19 protein-coding genes are annotated in these 18,500 nt (G+C 64.8%); 16 read left to right on the top strand and 3 right to left on the bottom strand.

Annotation, left to right across the window (positions count from 1 at the left end; translation table 11 throughout):
- Positions 1–26: 26 nt before the first annotated feature.
- From ACYQ4T_RS13605 to ACYQ4T_RS13575, 7 genes are all read left to right on the top strand, one after another.
- Complete coding sequence (locus ACYQ4T_RS13605; RefSeq protein ID WP_459854904.1) at positions 27–1,028, top strand: Gfo/Idh/MocA family protein; 1,002 nt, start codon at positions 27–29, stop codon at positions 1,026–1,028.
- Positions 1,029–1,208: 180 nt separating this feature from the next.
- Positions 1,209–1,949: an ATP-binding cassette domain-containing protein gene (locus ACYQ4T_RS13600; RefSeq protein ID WP_459854902.1), complete on the top strand. Its 741-nt coding sequence runs from the start codon at positions 1,209–1,211 to the stop codon at positions 1,947–1,949.
- Positions 1,939–3,048, top strand: a complete 1,110-nt coding sequence (locus ACYQ4T_RS13595; protein WP_459854899.1) for an ABC transporter permease — start codon at positions 1,939–1,941, stop codon at positions 3,046–3,048. Before ACYQ4T_RS13600 ends, ACYQ4T_RS13595 begins: the two co-directional genes overlap by 11 nt.
- Positions 3,049–3,099: 51 nt before the next feature.
- The gene (locus ACYQ4T_RS13590) at positions 3,100–4,104 is read left to right on the top strand and encodes a sugar-binding protein (protein WP_459854897.1); all 1,005 of its coding nucleotides are present in this window, start codon (positions 3,100–3,102) and stop codon (positions 4,102–4,104) included.
- A gap of 138 nt (positions 4,105–4,242) precedes the next feature.
- Positions 4,243–5,262, top strand: a complete 1,020-nt coding sequence (locus ACYQ4T_RS13585; RefSeq protein ID WP_459854894.1) for a sterol desaturase family protein — start codon at positions 4,243–4,245, stop codon at positions 5,260–5,262.
- Between the two features lie 17 nt (positions 5,263–5,279).
- The gene (locus ACYQ4T_RS13580) at positions 5,280–5,594 is read left to right on the top strand and encodes a MocE family 2Fe-2S type ferredoxin (RefSeq protein ID WP_459854892.1); all 315 of its coding nucleotides are present in this window, start codon (positions 5,280–5,282) and stop codon (positions 5,592–5,594) included.
- Between the two features lie 48 nt (positions 5,595–5,642).
- Complete coding sequence (locus tag ACYQ4T_RS13575) at positions 5,643–6,698, top strand: cation diffusion facilitator family transporter (protein WP_459854889.1); 1,056 nt, start codon at positions 5,643–5,645, stop codon at positions 6,696–6,698.
- A gap of 33 nt (positions 6,699–6,731) precedes the next feature.
- Here ACYQ4T_RS13575 and ACYQ4T_RS13570 read toward each other — a convergent pair whose 3' ends face one another.
- Positions 6,732–8,201, bottom strand: a complete 1,470-nt coding sequence (locus tag ACYQ4T_RS13570; protein ID WP_459854886.1) for an NAD-dependent succinate-semialdehyde dehydrogenase — start codon at positions 8,199–8,201, stop codon at positions 6,732–6,734.
- 11 nt (positions 8,202–8,212) lie between these two features.
- Complete coding sequence (locus tag ACYQ4T_RS13565) at positions 8,213–9,415, bottom strand: iron-containing alcohol dehydrogenase (RefSeq protein WP_459854883.1); 1,203 nt, start codon at positions 9,413–9,415, stop codon at positions 8,213–8,215.
- 227 nt (positions 9,416–9,642) lie between these two features.
- Between ACYQ4T_RS13565 and ACYQ4T_RS13560 the strand changes: the two genes are divergently transcribed.
- A complete protein-coding gene (locus ACYQ4T_RS13560; RefSeq protein ID WP_459854880.1) occupies positions 9,643–10,296 on the top strand; it encodes a GntR family transcriptional regulator in 654 nt (217 codons plus the stop codon).
- 262 nt (positions 10,297–10,558) lie between these two features.
- Entirely contained in the window at positions 10,559–11,650 is a 1,092-nt protein-coding gene (locus ACYQ4T_RS13555; protein WP_459854878.1) for an ABC transporter ATP-binding protein, read from the top strand.
- Between the two features lie 5 nt (positions 11,651–11,655).
- Here ACYQ4T_RS13555 and ACYQ4T_RS13550 read toward each other — a convergent pair whose 3' ends face one another.
- A complete protein-coding gene (locus ACYQ4T_RS13550) occupies positions 11,656–11,862 on the bottom strand; it encodes a hypothetical protein (protein ID WP_459854875.1) in 207 nt (68 codons plus the stop codon).
- On the opposite strand from ACYQ4T_RS13550, the gene ACYQ4T_RS13545 reads away from it, so the two are divergent.
- The 7 genes from ACYQ4T_RS13545 (at position 11,861) to ACYQ4T_RS13515 (ending at position 18,482) form a co-directional block, all read left to right on the top strand.
- The gene (locus tag ACYQ4T_RS13545; RefSeq protein WP_459854873.1) at positions 11,861–13,150 is read left to right on the top strand and encodes an extracellular solute-binding protein; all 1,290 of its coding nucleotides are present in this window, start codon (positions 11,861–11,863) and stop codon (positions 13,148–13,150) included. The genes ACYQ4T_RS13550 and ACYQ4T_RS13545 overlap by 2 nt on opposite strands.
- Positions 13,151–13,339: 189 nt before the next feature.
- Entirely contained in the window at positions 13,340–14,356 is a 1,017-nt protein-coding gene (locus tag ACYQ4T_RS13540) for a carbohydrate ABC transporter permease (RefSeq protein WP_459854871.1), read from the top strand.
- 5 nt (positions 14,357–14,361) lie between these two features.
- On the top strand, positions 14,362–15,309 hold the full coding sequence (locus ACYQ4T_RS13535; RefSeq protein WP_459854869.1) for a carbohydrate ABC transporter permease: 948 nt from the start codon (positions 14,362–14,364) through the stop codon (positions 15,307–15,309).
- A gap of 2 nt (positions 15,310–15,311) precedes the next feature.
- A complete protein-coding gene (locus ACYQ4T_RS13530) occupies positions 15,312–16,400 on the top strand; it encodes an ABC transporter ATP-binding protein (protein ID WP_459854867.1) in 1,089 nt (362 codons plus the stop codon).
- Positions 16,397–16,846, top strand: a complete 450-nt coding sequence (locus ACYQ4T_RS13525) for a hypothetical protein (RefSeq protein ID WP_459854864.1) — start codon at positions 16,397–16,399, stop codon at positions 16,844–16,846. The genes ACYQ4T_RS13530 and ACYQ4T_RS13525 overlap by 4 nt, the downstream gene beginning before the upstream one ends.
- 38 nt (positions 16,847–16,884) lie before the next feature.
- Entirely contained in the window at positions 16,885–17,631 is a 747-nt protein-coding gene (locus tag ACYQ4T_RS13520) for a type 1 glutamine amidotransferase domain-containing protein (RefSeq protein WP_459854862.1), read from the top strand.
- A 125-nt stretch (positions 17,632–17,756) separates the two neighbouring features.
- A complete protein-coding gene (locus tag ACYQ4T_RS13515) occupies positions 17,757–18,482 on the top strand; it encodes an AraC family transcriptional regulator (RefSeq protein WP_459854859.1) in 726 nt (241 codons plus the stop codon).
- The last annotated feature ends 18 nt before the right edge of the window (positions 18,483–18,500 follow it).

The following is an 18,500-nucleotide window of genomic DNA, read 5'->3' as shown; positions in this document are numbered from 1 at the left end:
GCAATTCAAGGCAAGGGAGAAGGCGGGTGGGTGTTCGGGTTGGGATCATCGGTGTCGGCGTGATGGGTTCGGACCATGCGCGCATTCTCGCCACGCAGGTGCCGGGCGCCGCCATCCAGGCGATCTACGATGCCGATCCGCCTCGCGCCAAATCAATTGCCGATGAAACCGGCGCCGCCAAGGTCTTCACCGATGCCGTCGCGCTGATCCAGGATGCCGCGGTCGACGCGGTTCTCATCGCCTCGCCCGACCAGACGCACAAGGACTTGACCCTCGCCGCCATCGCCGCCGGCAAGCCGGTGCTCTGCGAGAAGCCGCTGGCGCCGACGCCGGCGGAATGCCTCGACGTGCTCGCGGCGGAGGCGAAGAGCGGGCGGCGGCTGGTGCAGATCGGCTACATGCGCCGCTTCGACCCCGCCTATGCCGAGATGAAGGCCAGTCTCAAGTCCGGGCGCCTGGGCTCCGCGCTGATGTTCCATTGCATCCACCGCAATGTCGCCGCGCCGAGCTGGTTCGATTCCAAGATGGCGGTCAGCAACTCGGCGGTGCACGAGTTCGACATCGCGCGCTGGATGCTCGACGCGGAGCTCACCGGCATCTCGGTGTTCCGCCCGAAGCCGGCGAAGGGCAGCTCGCCCGGCGCCCCGGTCTACCTGGTGCTCGAATCCGCGACCGGGCAGCTGGTGACGATCGAGGTCTTCAACGACGCGGCCTATGGCTACGACGTGCGCGGCGAGCTGGTCTGCGAAAAGGGAACCATCGCCCTGCGTGCGCCGTTGCGCACCGAGACCAATGCCGAATTAATTCAGGGCACCGCCTATCCCGCCGACTGGCGCCCGCGTTTCGCCGAGGCCTATCGGCTGCAGGCGCAGGCCTGGATTAATTCGATCGGCCGCGGCGGCGCGTCGGGCGCCAGCGCCTGGGACGGCTATGCGGCGAGCGCGGTGGCCGAGGCGGGATTGCGCTCGCTGGCCGAAGGGCGGCGCGTCGCGATCGAACTGGCCGATCAGCCGGCACTCTACCGCTGATGGACATTTGATGGGCGCGCCGGATTGCCCGGGCCGTAACCGCTTCCCTTTGCCGGAGATTAAGTCATACTATAAGCCTTGCATCGGTTGCCGAGCCCATGGCGGCAAGGCCCGCGTGCAACATGAAATGTGACCCCGCGAAGCAGCCGTCAGAGCCGCGAGCGGACAGGGAGGATTGGCGTGGCGTTGCTCGACATTCGCAACATCTCGATGCATTTCGGCGCGATCCACGCGCTGACGGACCTCAGCTTTTCCGTCGGCGAGGGCGAGGTCGTCGGGCTGATGGGCGACAACGGCGCCGGCAAGTCGACGATGGTCAAGATCATCGCCGGCAATTTCCGCCCGACCCATGGCGAGATCGCGGTCGAGGACGAGGTCTGCCATTTCCACAAGCCGGTCGATGCGCGGGCCAAAGGCATCGAGGTCGTCTATCAAGATCTCGCTCTCGCCGACAATCTGACCGCGGCGCAGAACGTGTTCCTGGGGCGCGAGGTGAAGAAGGGTTTCTGGCCCTTTCGCGTGCTCGACAAGAAGGCGATGATCGACCGCTCCGGCGGGCTCTTTCAGGAACTGAAATCGGAGACGCGGCCGCACGATCTGGTGAAGAAGATGTCCGGCGGCCAGCGCCAGGCGGTCGCCATCGCCCGCACCCGGCTCTCCCAGGCGAAGATCGTGCTGATGGACGAGCCGACCGCCGCGATTTCGGTGCGGCAGGTCGCCGAGGTGCTCGGCCTCATCCGCCGGATGAAGGCGCAGGGCGTCTCAGTCATCCTGATCAGCCACCGCATGCCCGACGTCTTCGCGGTCTGCGACCGCATCATCGTGCTCCGGCGCGGCAGCAAGGTCGCCGACAAGAACACCCATGAGACCTCGCCGGAAGAGATCACCGGATTGATCACGGGAGCCATTCGTGCCGCCTGAACCAGAAGCTGCCGCGATCGAATCCGACCACGCGTCGATCTCCGACGTCGTCGGCAACAAGGAACAGACGCTTGCCAAGAAGCTGTTCGGCAGCCAGCCCTTCTGGGTGACGGTTGCGCTGTTCATCCTGATCATGGTGATGGTCGCCGCCGAGCCAACCTTCGGCACCTCGAACAACGTCGGCAACATTGCGCGGAACTTCGCGCCGTTCGGCATCATGGCGATCGGCATGACGATGGTGATCATCACCGGCGGCATCGACCTTTCGGTCGGCTCGGTGATGGGCCTGGTCGCGATCGTCGCCGGCCTGTTCCTGACCTGGGAATATCCCTGGTATGTGGCGTTCGCGATGGGGATGCTGACCGGCCTCATCTGCGGCGCGGTCAACGGCTTCTTCGTGGCTTACGTCGGGATGCCGTCCTTCGTGGTGACCTTGGGGATGCTGTCGCTGGCGCGGTCGCTGGCCGTAGTCTTCTCGCAGAACCAGATGCTCTACAAATTCGGCCCCGACGCGCCGACCGTGAAGGCGATCGGCCAGGCGAAATGGCCGCTGCATCCGCCGCATGGCTGGGCGCCGGCGTGGATGCCGGAGATCTCCTCGCATTTCTGGGTCATGGTGCTGATCGCGCTGTTGGTCGGCTTCGTGTTCAACTTCACCGCCTGGGGCCGGCATCTCTTCGCGATCGGCGGCAACGAGCCGGCCGCGCGGATGACCGGTGTCCCGGTCAACTGGATCAAGTTCCAGACCTATGTCTTCTCGGCCTTCACCGCCGCGGTCGCCTCGCTGCTGCTGCTCGGCTACAACGGCTCGGCCATCAACGCCATGGGCACCGGCTACGAGCTCCGCGTGATCGCGGCGACGGTGATCGGCGGCGCCAACCTGATGGGCGGGGCGGGCACGGCCTATGGTGCCATCGTCGGCTCGGCGCTGCTGGAGGTGATCCGCAATGCGCTGCTGATGGCCGGCATCGATTCCAATTGGCAGGGTGCCTTCGTCGGCGCCTTCATCGTTCTCGCGGTGCTTCTCGGAATGCTGACCACCGACCGGTCGTTCGTGTCGGCCGTGTTCGGCAACTGGTTCCACAAGAAGCACCGTTAGGACCGGTTCACTGCGGCAAACAGTGAAAACATGAATCTGGGAGGAGACCTCATGAAGAAGCTGCTTTTGACGACGGCCGTTGCCTTCGGGGCGATGATGATGGCCGCCAGCGGCGCGCAGGCGAAGTTCGTCTTCGCACTGGTGCCGAAGAACATGAACAACCCGTTCTTCGATCAGGCCCGCGACGGCTGCAAGAAGGCCGAGGCGGAATCGAACGGCGCGTTCGAGTGCATGTATATCGGCCCCGGCGAGCATGGCGGCGGCGACGAGCAGGTGACCATCGTCCAGGATCTGGTCGCCAAGAAGGTCGACGGCATCGCCGTGTCGCCCTCCAATGCGGCCGCCATGGCGGTGGCGTTGCAGGCCGCCAAGGAAGCCGGCATTCCGGTGCTGACCTGGGACTCCGACCTGCTGCCGGAGAACAAGGACCTGCGCGTCGCCTATGTCGGCACGCACAACTACGAGATCGGCGTGAACTTGGCGAAGCTCGCCATGGCCGCCAAGCCGAAGGGTGGCACGATCTGCATCCAGTCGGGTGGTGCGGCCGCGGCCAACCACAACGAGCGTATGCAGGGTATCCGCGACACGCTCGCCGGCAAGCAGTCGGCGGCGAGCCCCGGTGACCGTCTGACCGGCCAGAACGGTTGGACCGAAATCGACGGCTGCCCGCTCTACACCGATGATGACTTCCCGCGCTCGGTGCAGCAGTTCCAGGACATCATGGCGAAGAATCCGAAGCTGGATGCCTTCATCCCGACGGGCGGCTTCCCGCAGTTCATTCCTGATGCGAACCGCGCGGCGGTCGAGCCCTTCAAGGCGCAGATCGCCGACAAGTCGCTGGCCCTGGTCGTCGCCGACACTCTGCCAGTCCAGATCGATCAGATGAAGGAAGGCCTGTCCCTCGGTCAGGTCGGCCAGCGTCCCTTCGAGATGGGCTACAAGACCATGCTGTTCTTGAATGACATGAAGAACGGCAAGGCGGCCCCGGCCGATCCGACCTATACCGGCCTCGACGTCTGCACGCCGGAGACCGTGGATACCTGCATCGGCAAGTAAGCCGGCGCAATCTCTCATCCTCAGCGGCGGGCACCGAAAGGCGCCCGCCGCTTTTCTTTTCCACCGGTTTTGTTTTCCAATTGTCACGATCCAGCCGTTGGCGCACCGTGTTCGCACCGGCCAAGGGGCGATGGATCGATGGACGATCTGGCATTCGGAACACGAGACAAGCGCGGCGACTGGAAGCCTGCAGCTCGGCTGGAGCTGCCGCCCTATTGGCACTGGCCGCTCAGTCCCGTTGCCATCCTGAAATGGCTGCCCGGCTACCTGTTCCCCTGGAACGCCTTTCACATGGCGACGGCGCTGGCCTACTGGTACCTGGTGGTTCCCGACGTCGAGGTCATGAAGACGCTGCGCTGGGACTGGGCGCTCCGGCTCTATGCCGTGAACGCCGCGGCGATCTTCGTGATGTACGGCGCGATCGAGTTCTTCTTCTACACGCGCCGGAAGCAGGGGACGCAGTTCAAGTATAACGGCCGCTTTCCGGCCGAGCAGCCTTCCGAGGTCTTCTGGTTCAAGAGCCAGAATCTCGACAATGCGCTGCGCTGCTTCCTGTTCAGCATCCCGCTCTGGACCTTCGTCGAGGTGCTGTTCCTCTGGTGCTTCGCGACCGGGGCGGTACCCTGGCTGCATTGGGTGGATCACCCGGTCTATCTCGCCGCACTCGCCTTCTTCGCGCCGATGCTGCACGAGATGCACTTCTTCCTGATCCACCGGCTGATTCACACGCCCCTGCTCTACAAGTGGGTGCATTCGGTGCATCACAACTCGGTCAATCCCTCGCCATGGTCCTCGCTCTCGATGCATCCCGTCGAGGGCTTCATCTATCACGCGGTGGCCTTCTGGCATCTGGTCATCCCGTCGAACCCGGTCCTGGCGCTGTTCCAGCTGCATCTCGCCGGCTTCGGCGCGATCAACGGGCATATCGGCTTCGACCATCTCGCGCTCGGCGGCAGGTGGAAGCTCAGGAGCCATGCCTATGCCCATTACCTGCACCACAAGTTCTTCGAGGTGAACTACGGCGGCGACGGGCTGATCCCGCTCGACAAGTGGCTCGGCACCTGGCACGACGGCAGCAAGGAAGGCGAGGCGCTGATGAACGCGCGCTTCAAGAAGAAGCGCGATCGCCTGAACGCGAAACGGCAGGCCGCGGCCTGAGCGCGAAGGGAGACAGCATGGCGGAGTGGATCGACGCTTGCGGGACCGAGGACATCGAGCTGGAGGAGGTCATCCGCTTCGATCACGGCGCGAAGACCTTCGCCATCTACCGCAGCCCCGAGAACGAATATTTCTGCACCGACGGGCTCTGCACCCATGAGAAGGTCCATCTTAGTGACGGCCTGGTGATGGACAACGTGATCGAGTGCCCGAAGCACAATGGGCAATTCGACTACAAGACCGGCGAGGCCTTGCGGGTGCCGGCTTGCGTCGATCTCTGGACCTATCGCACCAAGGTCGAAAACGGCCGCGTGCTGATCGAGCTGCTCTGAAAGCCGGATTGCGACGGAACCTCGTCCGGTTGCGCTGGTTGGCCTCACATGGCCCAAGCGATCGGATTGCAGATGGACTCCCGCCGCCGGCGCAGCCTTGCGGCGGCGGAGGGGTCGAAGAAGACGGTCATCGTCGCGCTGACCGGCAACCTGGTGATCGCGGTCGCCAAGTTCGCCGCGGCTTGGTTCACCGGCAGCTCGGCGATGCTGAGCGAGGGCGCACATTCGCTGGTCGACTGCGGCAACGAGGTGCTGCTGCTCTACGGCATGCGGCGGGCGAAGCGGCCGGCGGACCTCGCGCATCCCTTCGGCCATGGCCGCGAGGTCTATTTCTGGAGCTTCGTCGTCGCGCTGCTGTTCTTCGCGCTCGGCGCCGGCGTTTCCTTCTATGAGGGCGTCCAGCACCTGCTGCACCCGGAAGATATCCGGAACTTCTCCGTGACCTACGCGGTGCTGCTGGTCGCGATGCTCTGCGAGGGGGTGTCGCTGCGCGTTGCGGTCAAGGAGTTTGCCCGGCAGAAGGGTGAGCTCGGTTACGTCGCCGCGATCCGTCGCAGCAAGAATCCCGCGACCTTCACCGTGCTGCTGGAAGACAGCGCCGCCTTGCTCGGCCTGGGCATCGCCTTTGTCGGCATTCTCGGTGCGCAGTTGCTGCGCCTGCCGGCCCTGGACGGTATCGCCTCGATCGGGATCAGCCTGGTGCTGGGCACGATGGCGGTGTTCCTCGCCACCGAGACCAAGGGCCTGCTGCTGGGCGAGCAGGCCTCGCCGGAGCTGGAAGCGGCGATTCTGCGCGCGGCTTCCGAGGATCCGGCGGTGCATATGGCCAACGGCGTCTACACCGTGCATATCGGGCCGGAGCAGATCGTCGCCGAGCTAAGCGTGGCTTTCGAACCGGCGGCCGATGCCGGAGAGATCGAGCGGTCGGTCGAACGTATCGAAGCCGCGATCCGCCGCGACTACCCCGAGATCATCATGCTGTTCGTGAAGCCGCAGACTCACGCGATGTGGCGCGCCCGGCTGGCCGGGATCGAAGCCACGTCCAGTCCCGCCCAGCGCGCGTCGGGATCTCGCCGGCGCGCGATCTGGCGTCAGCGCCGTTGATGCGCGGTCGAACCGCCGACCGGTGCAAGTGGGTTAGATCGAGGCCGCGATGTACTTGGTCTCCAGAAACTCGTAGATCCCGTCGGCGCCGCCTTCGCGGCCGAGCCCGCTCTGCTTGACGCCGCCGAAGGGCGCTGCCGGATCGGAGACCAGCCCGCGGTTGAGGGCGATCATGCCGGATTCGATCCGCCGCGCGACCCGCAAGCCGCGCCCGATGTCGCGGGTGAAGAGATAGGCGGAAAGGCCGTATTCCGTGTCGTTGGCCCGCGCGATCGCCTCGTCCTCGGTCTCGAAGCGGCAGAGCGCGGCGACCGGGCCGAAGATCTCCTCTCGGATCATTTCGGCCCCGGCGGGCACTTCTGAGAGCACGGTCGGCGGATAGTAGAAGCCTTTGCGGCTCGGCCGCTCGCCGCCGCAGAGCAGCCTGGCGCCGCGGCTCTTCGCGTCCTCCACCAGATGGCTGATCTTTGCAACGGCAGCCGCGGAGATCATCGGTCCGCATTCGGTCTCCGGTGCGGTACCGGGCCCGACGGCGAGCGCCGCCATCCGTCCGGTGAGGCGCGCCGCGAACGCGTCGTAGATCCCGGATTGGACATAGATGCGGTTGGCGGCGGTGCAGGCCTGGCCGGCGTTGCGCATCTTGGCCAGCATCACGCCCTCGATCGTATTGTCGAGGTCGGCGTCGTCGAACACGATGACCGGCGCGTTGCCGCCGAGCTCCATCGAGCAGCTGATCACGTTCTTCGCCGCTTCGGCCAGCAGCGTGCGCCCGACCCCGGTCGATCCGGTGAAGGAGAGTTTGCGCACCCTGGGATCGCCGAGCATGGCGCCGATCACCGGGCCGGGCTTACGCGTGGTCAGCACGTTGATGACTCCGGGCGGCACGCCCGCCTCTTCGCACAACGCCGCCATGGCATAGGCGGTGAGGGGAGTCTCGGTGGCGGGCTTCAGGATGACCGTGCAGCCGGCGGCGAGCGCGGGGCCGATCTTGCGGGTCGCCATGGCGGCCGGGAAGTTCCAGGGCGTGATCAGGATCGCGATGCCGATCGGCTGATGATCGACGATGATCCGGTTCGTGCCCGAGGGCGCCGTCATCAGATCACCGCGGATACGCACCGCCTCTTCCGCGTTCCAGCGAAAGAACTCCGCGGCATAGGCGACCTCGCCGCGGGCATCGCGCAACGCCTTGCCGTTCTCGAGGGAGATCAGCTGCGCGAAGTCCTCCGCCCGGGCGGTCATGAGCTCGAAGCAGCGGCGCAGGATTTCCGAGCGGCGGCGCGGCGGGGTGGCCGCCCAGTCGGCCGCCGCCTGTGCGGCGGCATCGACTGCCCCGGCGGCGTCTTCCAGCGTCGCATCCGGGACCTCGGCCAGCACGCTCTCGGCCGATGGATCGAGCACCGGGATCGTCGCGGCGCCGGTGGCGCTGCGCCATGTGCCGCCGATAAAGAGGCCGCGCGCGGCCTTGAGGGAGTCGATGGGGCTGTTCGGGTTGGTCCGATCCATGATGGCGTTCCTCACTGGGCGGCGGCGGCGAGATCGCCGCGATGGGCAGCGCCGAGAAAGCGGCGCATGCCGTCGAGATCGATCGGCCGCGGGTTGTTCTTGATCAGCCGGCCGATGCCTACGGCGGATTCCGCCGTCCAGTCGATCCGGTCCTCCGGCAGGCCGAGCGCCTTGAGATCGGCCGGGATGCCGATCGCGGCGAACAGCCGCGCCACTTCCCGGATCGCGATCAGCGACAAATCCTCGGTCGTGTGCCGCGCGCGATCGGCGCCCAGCGCCACCGCGACCTCGGCCATCTCGGCCGTCGCGGCGACGCGGTTATAGCTCATCGCATAGGGCAGGATCGCGGCGACGCCGATGCCATGCGCCGTATGGGTCAGCGCGCCGATCGGATACTGCACCGCATGGGCCAGCGAGGTGCCGGCGGCACCGAAGGCGCAGCCCGCCGCCAGTGCGCCCTGCATCATGTCCGAGCGCGCCTGGCGGTGACTGCCGTCGGTATAGGCCTGCTCCAGGCTGCGCCCGATCAGGGCGATGGCGCGCAAAGCGAAGACGTCGCTGAAATCATTCTTGCCGACGAAGACGTGCTGCTGCGCCAGCATGGGATCGGGCACGCGGCGGAAGGCGGTGAAGGCTTCGATCGCGTGGGTCAGCGCGTCCGCGCCGGCGATCGCCGTCAGCTTGGGCGGGCAGGTCCAGGTCAGCACCGGGTCGCAGATCGCGGCCGCGGGGACCATGTAGGGGCTGGAGATGCCGACCTTCAGCGTGCGGTTGGAATCCGAGACGACGGCGACCGGTGTCACCTCGGATCCGGTGCCCGCGGTGGTGGGGATCGCGATCACCGGCAGCATGCGCGACGGGATCTTGAACTCGCCGTAATAGTCTTCGAGCTTCCCGCCGTGGGTGAGGATCAGCGACGCGCATTTCGCCATGTCGATGCAACTGCCGCCGCCGACCCCGATGACGACTTCCGGCGCGAAACCGCGCGCCCGGTCGGCGCAGCGATAGACGTTCTCGCTCGGCAGATCGGGCTCGACCGCGTCGAAGACATGCACCGCCAGTCCCGCAGCGCGCAGGCTCTGGTGCAGCGCTGCGAAGGCTTCGCCGCCGGCGAAACGGGCATCGGTGCAGATCAGAATCCGCGACCCGAGGCGCGCGGATACCGCGGCGGTGGCGCCGATCTGGCCCTCGCCGAAGACGATTTCGCGCGGCATGCGCATCACAGAGAAAGATCCGATAGCGTTCTGCATCTCCCCTAACTCCCTGTTTATCCGAGGCGTTTTTGCGTTCTCGGGATTTGTTATTGAGATCGTATATTAGATCGTATAGGATATTTCTTATAGGCGATCATATTTCTTTGTTGTGTCTTGCTGTCAAGACATGACAAATCTGAGCGATGAGAAGCCGCCGGCAAGGCGGTCCGGAGTTCAACGGGAGGCTTATGGCGATCCAGCGTCACAAGGGTCTGGCGGACGACGTCTACGGGGCGATCTTCAACAAGCTGATGTCCCTCGAGATTGCGCCCGGGTCCCGCATCACCGTGGATGGCTTGGTGCGCGAACTCGAAGTCTCGCAGACACCGATCCGCGAGGCGTTGGGCCGCCTAGAGGGCGAAGGCCTGGTGGTGAAGACGCATCTCGTCGGCTACAGCGCCGCCCCGCAGATCACCCGCCGGCACTTCGACGAGCTCTATGAGATGCGGCTGCTGCTGGAACCAGACGCGGCGCGGCGCGCGGCGAGCCAGATCACCGAAGACAACATGCGCAAGCTGACCGAGACCGCGGAGCAGATGCGGCGGCTCGATGGCGGACGCGAACGGATGAAATATTCGGGATTTGCGCGGCTCGATGCGGAATTGCATGACCAGATCCTGGAGATCGCGGGCAACGAGCTGATCCGGGATACCCTGGCGCATCTGCATATCCACTTTCACATCTTCCGGCTGATGTTTCACGCCCGCGTGACCGAGGAGGCTCTTGGCGAGCACGAAAGCCTGCTGGTCGCCTTGTCATCCGGCGATGCTGTCGGCGCCGAACGCGCCATGCGCGAGCATATCGACCGCTCGCGTCGACGCCTGTTGTTGGCTTTTGTCTGATGGGTTCTGAGGTGAAGCTTTGCTCATCTTTGAGGCAAGTGGTTCGATTTTCGTGGCGTTCCGGTCACATTGGTATCGTGCATGCAAATCCGGGCTTGCATCAAATGAGTGATTTACACAAAAATCTCCACGATACTCACAAGACGAGAAGGCTCGCTCCAAAGAGGGTAGGGCCCAATGAAGAAGTATCGCCGTTGCGCGCCCGGGAGGCTCATGCAACGGCCGCCCGGCAAGTCCAGCCGGCGCAGTAGCGGGGGAGGCGATGGGGCAGGTCGAGAATTTCGCGCTGAGTCTGGCCAAGGTGAGCAAGGCCTATGGCCGCGTGCGCGCGCTCGAGAATCTTTCGTTCAACGTGGCGGAAGGCCGGTTCTTCGTGCTGTTCGGCCCGAGCTCGGTGGGCAAGACCACGACGTTGCGCACGATCGCCGGCCTGGTGACGCCGGATCGGGGACGGGTGGAGATCTTCGGCAAGGACTGGACCAACGAACCGATCGCCGGACGCGGCGTCTCCATGGTGTTCCAATCCTTCGCGCTCTATCCGCATCTCACCGTCTATCAGAACTTCGCCTATCCGCTGGTCGAGGAGAAGGTGGCGAAGAGCGAGATCGACCGCCGGGTGAAAGAGACCGCGGCGATGCTGCGGCTCGACAAGAAAATCGACCGCAAGCCGAACACGCTCTCGGGCGGCGAGCAGCAGCGCGTGGCCCTGGGCCGCTCGCTGATCCGGCATCCGAAGATCCTGCTCTTGGACGAGCCGCTGACCAATCTCGACGCCAAGCTCCGGCATGAAATGCGCGCGGAGCTGAAGCGCCTGCACCGGCAGTTCGGCCTCACCATCGTCTATGCGACGCCCGACGAGCTCGAGGCGCTGTCGATGGGCGAAGAGATCGCGGTGATGCGGGACGGCGCCATCGTCCAGATCGGCACGCCCGACGAGCTCTACGAGCAGCCGCGCGATCTCTATGTCGCCGGCAAGATCGGCTCGCCGCACATGAACATGATCCAGGGCAAGCTGGCGAGCGACGGCTCGGCGCTGGAATCCGCGATCGGGGCGCTGCCCTTCGGGCGGCGCCTGCAAAGTGCCTCCGGCGGCGAGGCGGCGATCGTCGGCATCCGGCCAAACGACATCCGCTTCGCCGGCGGCGGCGAGCCGGGGCTCGATGCCAGCATCGCCATGCTGGAGCCCCTGGGTGACGTGACCGTGGTCTCGGTCGAAGCGGGCGGCGAGACCTTGCGCATGGTGCTGCCGGAATCGGCGGCGTCGGGCCTCGAGCCCGGCCAGCCCGCATCGGTCGTGCTCGATCCAGCCAAGTTTCACATCTTCCGGGCTTCGAGCGGGCAGGTGATTGCCTGAGGGCATCAACTGACCAAAAGGGGCCAAGAAGGAAAATCGGCAACAAATAACGTGGGAGGAAAGCCGAAGATGAGTACCAGGACGAAAATCAAAGGCGCATTGATGGCGGCGGGTGTTGCCGCGTCATTGGGGGTGGCCGATGTTTCGACCGCCCGCGCCGAAGAAGTCACGCTGACGATGGCCGTGCCCGATTGGCCGCCGACGCGCATCATGAAGAAGTTCTTCGACGAGCAGTACAAGCCGAAGTCCGGCAACACCGTGAAGCTCGACGTCGACTTCATTCCCTGGCCCGACTTCTATACCCGGGTCAACGCCTCGCTGACCTCGGGCGAGAAGAAGTACAACTTCATCGTCTCGGATTCGCAGTGGCTTGGCGCCTTCGTCGAGGGCGGCTACTACCGCAAGATCAACGATCTTCTCGACGCCGATCCGGAGTTCAAGAAGATCTTCTTCACGATCCATCCGAACCCGCTCAACGCCTACGCGACCTATCCGTACAAGTCGGAGAACTACTACGGCTTCCCGCAGTTCCCGGACGTGCTGGTGACCTACGGCCGCAAGGATGTGCTCTGCGACGAAACCGAGCAGAAGAACTTCCAGGCGAAGTACAGCAAGAAGCTGCCCTGCACCGGCGAAGAAATCGACGCCATGACCTGGGACGACTTCAAGAACGTCGGCGAGTTCTTCCGCCGCAAGAAGGGCGAGATGCTGGCCGGCAAGCCGGCGGACGACGACTTCTACGGCATCGCCTTCCAGGCGGGCAAGGGCTACGACTTCTCGTCGATGCAGATCAACGGCCTGATCTGGCAGATGGGCGGGAACATCTGGGACGAGACCAAGGCTCCGTCGGGTCAGGCGGAAGGCGTGGTCAACTCGCCGGAAGCCGTGAAGGCGCTGGAGAAGTACCTCCAGCTGATCGAGTACATGCCGCCGGTGGCCAAGACCGGCACCATGGACATCTTCAAGTCGGACGAGCTGTTCCGCGAAGGCAAGGTGGCCATGAACATCGACTGGATCGGCTTGGGTGAAGCCTCGCTCGATCCGAAAACCTCCAAGGTCTCCGACAAGCTGGTCTTCGGCCAGATGCCGGGCACCATGGTCGACGGCAAGAACGTCAAATGGTCCAACATCGGCGGCCAGCCCTTCGTGCTGACCACCTGGACCACCGACATCCAGATCAAGGAGGCCGTCGAGTTCGTGAAGTGGTGGCTGTCCAACGACATCCAGCACCAGTTCGCGGCCGGCGGCGGCCAATCGGCCGTCAAGGCGGTGTACGAGGATCCCAAGTACACGACCTACCGTCCGTGGAACCGGGCCTGGGCCCCGCAGCTGGATTGGCAGAAGGACGTGTGGCACGTGCCGCAGTTCTTCGAGCTCCTGACCCAGCAGCAGGACCAGTTCGACCTCGCCATCACCGGCAAGCAGGACGCCAAGACGACCTTGGACAACATCGCCAAGTTCCAACAGGACCTGCTGACCCAGGCGGGCCTGATCCAGTAACGACCCGACCAAAGGCTTCCGCCCGGCACGCGCCGGGCGGGAGTCTCGACTTTCGGCCTGGGGAGATCCGGCATCGCCCGGATCTCCGCGGGTTGCCCTGCAACCGCCGACTTATTGACGTGTCGCTGAATGCTTATGGACGCTGTGCCTGCAACAAGACCGGACCGCGCTCGCCCCGCCCTGCTGGCGGTGGCCGCCGATAATTGGCGGCTGGCGATCCTGGCCGGCCTGGCCGTCTCAGTCACCGCCGCACTTGCCTTGCCCGCTTCGATCTCGTTCTGGGTCGTCGGCGCCATGGTGGCAATGGTGGCCGCGGCTTTCGTGGTGAACGCCTATCGCCGGCGCTATTACGGCGGCCTGCTGGTGGCGCCCGCGATCGCGGTGCTGTTCGTGATGAACATCTTTCCCCTGCTCTGGTCGCTGGGGCTCTCGTTCTTCGCCTACAACTCGAACCAGCAGTCGATCCGCTTCGTCGGCCTGGCCAACTACATCCGCGTCCTGACCAATGACATCGCGGCGCCCGACAACTGGCACGCACTGTTCAACACCGCGCTCTTCGTCGTCCTGACGGTTTCGGCGCAGATGCTGACTGGTTTCCTCCTGGCGATGCTGTTCGCCAAGCAGTTTCCGCTGCGCAAATACCTGCTGATCCTGGTGCTGACGCCGATGATGCTCTCGGTCGTCGCCTCGGGCGTGTTCTTCACCTATTACTACGACCCGACCTTCGGCATCCTGAGCTACGTCATCAACAGCATGTCGGACGGCCAGTTCATCCTGATGGACAGCAAGGCCGGCGCCGTCGGCGGCATCGTCTTCGCCGATGCCTGGATGTGGTCGCCCTTCGTCATGCTGCTGGTGCTGGCCGGCCTGGTCTCGGTGCCGAAATATCTCTACGAGGCGGCGGCGATCGACCGGGTCTCGGCCTGGCGGCGCTTCTGGAGCATCACCTTCCCCTATATCCGCAGCCTGCTGATGCTGGCGCTGCTGTTCCGCACCATCGAGGCCTTCAAGCTCGCCGACCTGGTGATCCTGCTGACCAAGGGCGGCAACGACACCATGACCATCTCCTATCACCTGATCCGCATCGCCAACGAGCAGAACAAGACCTCCGAGGGTGCGGCGATCTCCTACATCATGCTGTTCATGGTCATCGTGCTGACCAACCTCTACCTCTACCTCGCCAACCGCCGGAACCGGGAGGGCTGACAACCATGGCAAGCGGCATCTCTCTCCTGGAACGGCTGGGCCTGAAGGGCGGCAACGGCGGCGTCTCCGATGCCGGCTGGGGCCGCACGGCGATCGTGGCGCTGGTGAGCTTCATCTACTTCCTGCCGGTGCTGTTCATCATCTTCACCGCGATCAAGCCGCAGGACGTGGCGCTCTCGGTGCCGCCGACGCTCTCGCCGACCTCGCTGTTCGGCCTCATCCCCGAGCAGTTCGTCTTCACGCCGACGCTGGAGAATTTCGGCTCGGTGTTCGAGCGCGTCATGACCGTGGGCGGCGCACCGGAAGCGACCGGTTTCGATCGCTTCTTCTTCAATTCGATCGTGATCGCCTCGGTCTCGGTGCTGCTGGCGCTGATCCTGGGCACGCTGGCGTCGTATGGCTTCTCGCGCTATCCGCTCAAGGGCAATGACACCTATCTCTTCATCATCCTGACGACGCGCATGCTGCCGGCGATCGTGGTGATCATCCCGATCATCCTCATGTTCCGCGCGGCCGGCCTCGCCGGCTCCTATACCGGCATCATCCTGCTTTATACGGCGTTCAACCTCGCCTTCACGATCTGGATGATGAAGAGCTTCTTCGACGAGCTCTCCACCGACGTCGAGGACGCGGCCCGGATCGACGGCTCGTCCGAGATCAAGGTGTTCTTCAAGATCTGCCTGCCGCAGGTGATCGCCGGCCTTGCCGCGACCTTCGTCTTCGGCCTGATCCTCACCTGGAACGAGTTCCTGTTCGCGCTGCTGCTGACCGGGCCGGACACCCGCACCGTGCCGGTCGCGATGAACCAGGCGGTGTCCTCGGGCGGCCGCGGCACCGACTGGACCCTGCTGGCGGCGATCGAGACGCTGTTCCTGATCCCGGTCTTCCTGGTCACGTTCTTCCTGCAGGACCACCTGCTGCGCGGCGTCACCTTCGGCACGGTGAAGAAGTAGTCATGTCCACGATTGAAATCCGCAAACTCACCAAGAAGTTCGGCGACTTCACCGCGGTCCGGGACGCCGATCTCAAGGTCGCGGCCGGCGAGGTCGTCTGCCTGCTCGGGCCCTCGGGCTGCGGCAAGACCACCACGCTCCGGATGATCGCCGGCCTGGAACGCGCCACCGCCGGAGACGTGGTGATCGCCGGCCAGCGCATGAACGATCTGTCGCCCGAGAAGCGCAACATCGCCATGGTGTTCCAGTTCTACGCCCTCTACCCGGCGTTGACGGTCGGCCAGAACATCGCGATGCCGCTGCATTACGAGAAGATCGGCAAGGCGGACATGGAGCGGCGGGTCAACAAGGTCGCCGACATCCTGCACCTGCGCGAGGTGCTGGACCGGCTGCCGGGCCAGATCTCCGAAGGCGAGAAGCAGCGCATCGCGGTGGCGCGCGCCATCGTGCGCGATCCCAATTGCTTCCTGTTCGACGAGCCGCTGTCGCGGCTCGACGTCGAGCTCCGCCATTCGATGCGCGGCCAGATCAAGGGCGTGCTCTCCAATCTCTCCAAGGCGACGGTGATCGTGACCCACGATCAGCTGGAAGCGCTGACCATGGCGGATCGCATCGCCATCATGCGCGACGGGCTGATCGAGCAGGTGGGCAGTCCCCACGAGGTCTTCGCCAAGCCGGCCAACGTCTTCGTCGCCAGCTTCATCGGCACGCCGCAGATGAATCTGATCGAGGCGCAGTTCAAGGGCTACAGCAACGGCAAGGCCAAAGTGGTGTTCGACCAGCAGGACGTCGACCTCAGCGTCGATCCGGCGGTTGGCAACCTGGCCCCGGGCAAGGTCACCGTCGGCGTCCGCCCGCGCGCCTTCACGGCGGTCTCGCAGGACACCCAGGACACGATCGAAGCCCTGGCCGAGCTGATTGAGCCGATGGGGGCGGAGACGCTGATCCATGCCCGGACCAAGACCGGCGGCGACATCCGCGTGGTGGTCCCGCGCGACAAGCGGGTGAAGACCGGCGAGGTGCTGCATCTGGTGCCCGACCGCGCCCAGACCCATGTCTTTGCCGAAGACGGAAGGGCGGTGCGCGCATGAGCAACGAGGTCCAGAACAACCGCGGCATGGGACCTGCGACCGCGCTCCGGCTCGAATACGCGATCATCGGCCTGGGCGTGCTCGCGCTGCTGCTGATCTTCCAGCCGTTCACCATCACGCTGTTCACGATCGGCTGCATCCTCGTGGTGCTGGCCGGCCTGATCAACAACCTGCTGCCGCTGGCGCAGCCCGGCGTGCCGATGCGGACGGTGATCAAGGTCGCCATGGTCGTGGCGATGATCTTCTGCATCGCCTTGCTGGTCTCGATCTTCGCCGCCTCGCTCTACGGGGTGTTCTTCCTGGCCCCGCCGGATCCCAACACCACGGCGGGCAAGGTGCAGCTCGCCGCGAAGCCCTGGTACATGCACAGCTTCACCTGGTCGGTCGCGGTGATCGCCTGCGTGCTCGCCGGCCTGATCACGGTCATGAACCGGCGCCGCAGCTGAGAGTCCTTCAAACAACCTCCTGATAGGGAGCACGACACATGAGCAATCTTCCCCAAGCCGGCCACGTCAACCGCATGCAGCAGTTGATGTCGACTTCCCCGGTTCCGTCGATCTCGACCGAGCTGCTGGTCACCGCCGACGGCGAGCTGAACCGCGAGCTCAACGCCTTCCTGTTCGACCCGCCGTCGAACCCGAATCTCCTGAAGGGCAAGAAGATCGCGATCTGTTGCACCAACGGCGTCGAGGAAGTCGAGATCATCGGCGCGCAGCGTTGGCTCAGCGAGCACGGCGCTACCGTCCACATCGTCAGCCCGCGGATCGGCGAGTTCCACCCGACCCTGGGGCTCCGCTTCCCGCCGCAATGCGCGACCCACGTGCTCGCGATCCGGCTGATGGAGAATGCCGGCTGGCTGAAGATCGACAAATACACCGACGAGGCCAAGGCCGGCGACTACGACGCCGTGCTGCTGCCGGGCGGCTGCTGGAACCCGGACGCTTTGCGCATGGATCCGCATTGCCGCAGCTTCGTCCAGGACATGCACAAGGCGGGCAAGCCCACCACCGCGATCTGCCACGGCCAGTGGGTGATGGTCTCGGCCGAGATCCTCAAGGGCAAGAAGGCGACCGCGGTCTGGAATATCCAGGTCGATCTCAAGAACGCCGGCGCCACCGTGCTCGACGAGCCCTGCGTGGTCGACGGCAACCTGATCACCGCGCGCTTCCCCTATGACCTGCCGCGTTTGATCCAGGCCATGGTGAAACAGCTGCTCGCCGGCAAGAACTAGGCGCTCAGGCGGAGGCGGGCAGGGGATCCGGCTGGGGGAGACACGGATCCCGCCCGAAGGCCATGAACTTTGCGGGGCGGCAGAGGCAGGCACGCGAGGAATCCCGGGACAATCACCGGGACGCCGTGCTGCCTTGCACCCCCGACAACCTGCCCGAAATCCTCGACCATCTGGCCGACGTCTATTTCTACGTGAAGGACGTCGAGAGTCGCTGGCAGGAATGCAACTCCGCGACGCTCACCCTGTTCAACGCGTCGCGCAAGAGCGAGGTGCTCGGCAAGACCGACTGGGATTTCTATCCCGAGGAGATCGCGCGGGAGATCATCCAGGACGACCGCTCGGTGATCGAATCCGGCAAGCCGATCGTCAACAAGCTCGAGGTCATCGTCAACGAGACCGGGCGCCTGCTCTGGGTGCTGACCACCAAGACGCCGGCCCGCAATCGCGGCGGCGAGATCTGCGGGGTGATGGGCCTGACCCGGCCGGTGGGCACCACCGATCTGCTGCCCGAGGGCTATCGCCAGTTCTCCAAGGTAATCGCTGCCGTCGAGGAGCGCTACCGCAGCTCGCTCGAAGTCTCGGAGCTGGCCAGGATCGCCGGCCTCTCCGAGAGCCAGTTCCGCAAGCGGTTCGTGAAGCTGTTCAAGATCTCGCCGTCGAAGTTCATCAACCGGATCCGGGTCCAGACCGCGGCCAAGCTGCTGCTCTCCAGCAAGGAGCCGATCTCGGAGATCGCACTGCAATGCGGCTTCTGCGACCAGAGCTATTTCACGCGGCAGTTCTCGCATTTCTTCGGCCTGACGCCGAAGCGCTATCGCGACCGGCTGGGGAAACGCAGCGCGGCGGCGTAAAGAGCGAGTTGGGGGAGT

The organism is Dongia sp. agr-C8 (assembly GCF_054658695.1).
This window is presented reverse-complemented; position numbering and strand designations above follow the sequence as displayed.

Excerpts from the sequence above, each read along its gene's own strand:
- ACYQ4T_RS13590 (WP_459854897.1), top strand. The coding sequence starts at position 3,100 with ATGAAGAAGCTGCTTTTGACGACGGCCGTTGCCTTCGGGGCGATGATG.
- ACYQ4T_RS13585 (WP_459854894.1), top strand. The coding sequence starts at position 4,243 with ATGGACGATCTGGCATTCGGAACACGAGACAAGCGCGGCGACTGGAAG.
- ACYQ4T_RS13580 (WP_459854892.1), top strand. The coding sequence starts at position 5,280 with ATGGCGGAGTGGATCGACGCTTGCGGGACCGAGGACATCGAGCTGGAG.
- ACYQ4T_RS13575 (WP_459854889.1), top strand. The coding sequence starts at position 5,643 with ATGGCCCAAGCGATCGGATTGCAGATGGACTCCCGCCGCCGGCGCAGC.
- ACYQ4T_RS13570 (WP_459854886.1), bottom strand. The coding sequence starts at position 8,201 with ATGGATCGGACCAACCCGAACAGCCCCATCGACTCCCTCAAGGCCGCG.
- ACYQ4T_RS13565 (WP_459854883.1), bottom strand. The coding sequence starts at position 9,415 with ATGCCGCGCGAAATCGTCTTCGGCGAGGGCCAGATCGGCGCCACCGCC.
- ACYQ4T_RS13560 (WP_459854880.1), top strand. The coding sequence starts at position 9,643 with ATGGCGATCCAGCGTCACAAGGGTCTGGCGGACGACGTCTACGGGGCG.
- ACYQ4T_RS13555 (WP_459854878.1), top strand. The coding sequence starts at position 10,559 with ATGGGGCAGGTCGAGAATTTCGCGCTGAGTCTGGCCAAGGTGAGCAAG.
- ACYQ4T_RS13545 (WP_459854873.1), top strand. The coding sequence starts at position 11,861 with ATGAAGAAGTTCTTCGACGAGCAGTACAAGCCGAAGTCCGGCAACACC.
- ACYQ4T_RS13550 (WP_459854875.1), bottom strand. The coding sequence starts at position 11,862 with ATGATGCGCGTCGGCGGCCAATCGGGCACGGCCATCGTCAGCGTGACT.
- ACYQ4T_RS13535 (WP_459854869.1), top strand. The coding sequence starts at position 14,362 with ATGGCAAGCGGCATCTCTCTCCTGGAACGGCTGGGCCTGAAGGGCGGC.
- ACYQ4T_RS13530 (WP_459854867.1), top strand. The coding sequence starts at position 15,312 with ATGTCCACGATTGAAATCCGCAAACTCACCAAGAAGTTCGGCGACTTC.
- ACYQ4T_RS13525 (WP_459854864.1), top strand. The coding sequence starts at position 16,397 with ATGAGCAACGAGGTCCAGAACAACCGCGGCATGGGACCTGCGACCGCG.
- ACYQ4T_RS13520 (WP_459854862.1), top strand. The coding sequence starts at position 16,885 with ATGAGCAATCTTCCCCAAGCCGGCCACGTCAACCGCATGCAGCAGTTG.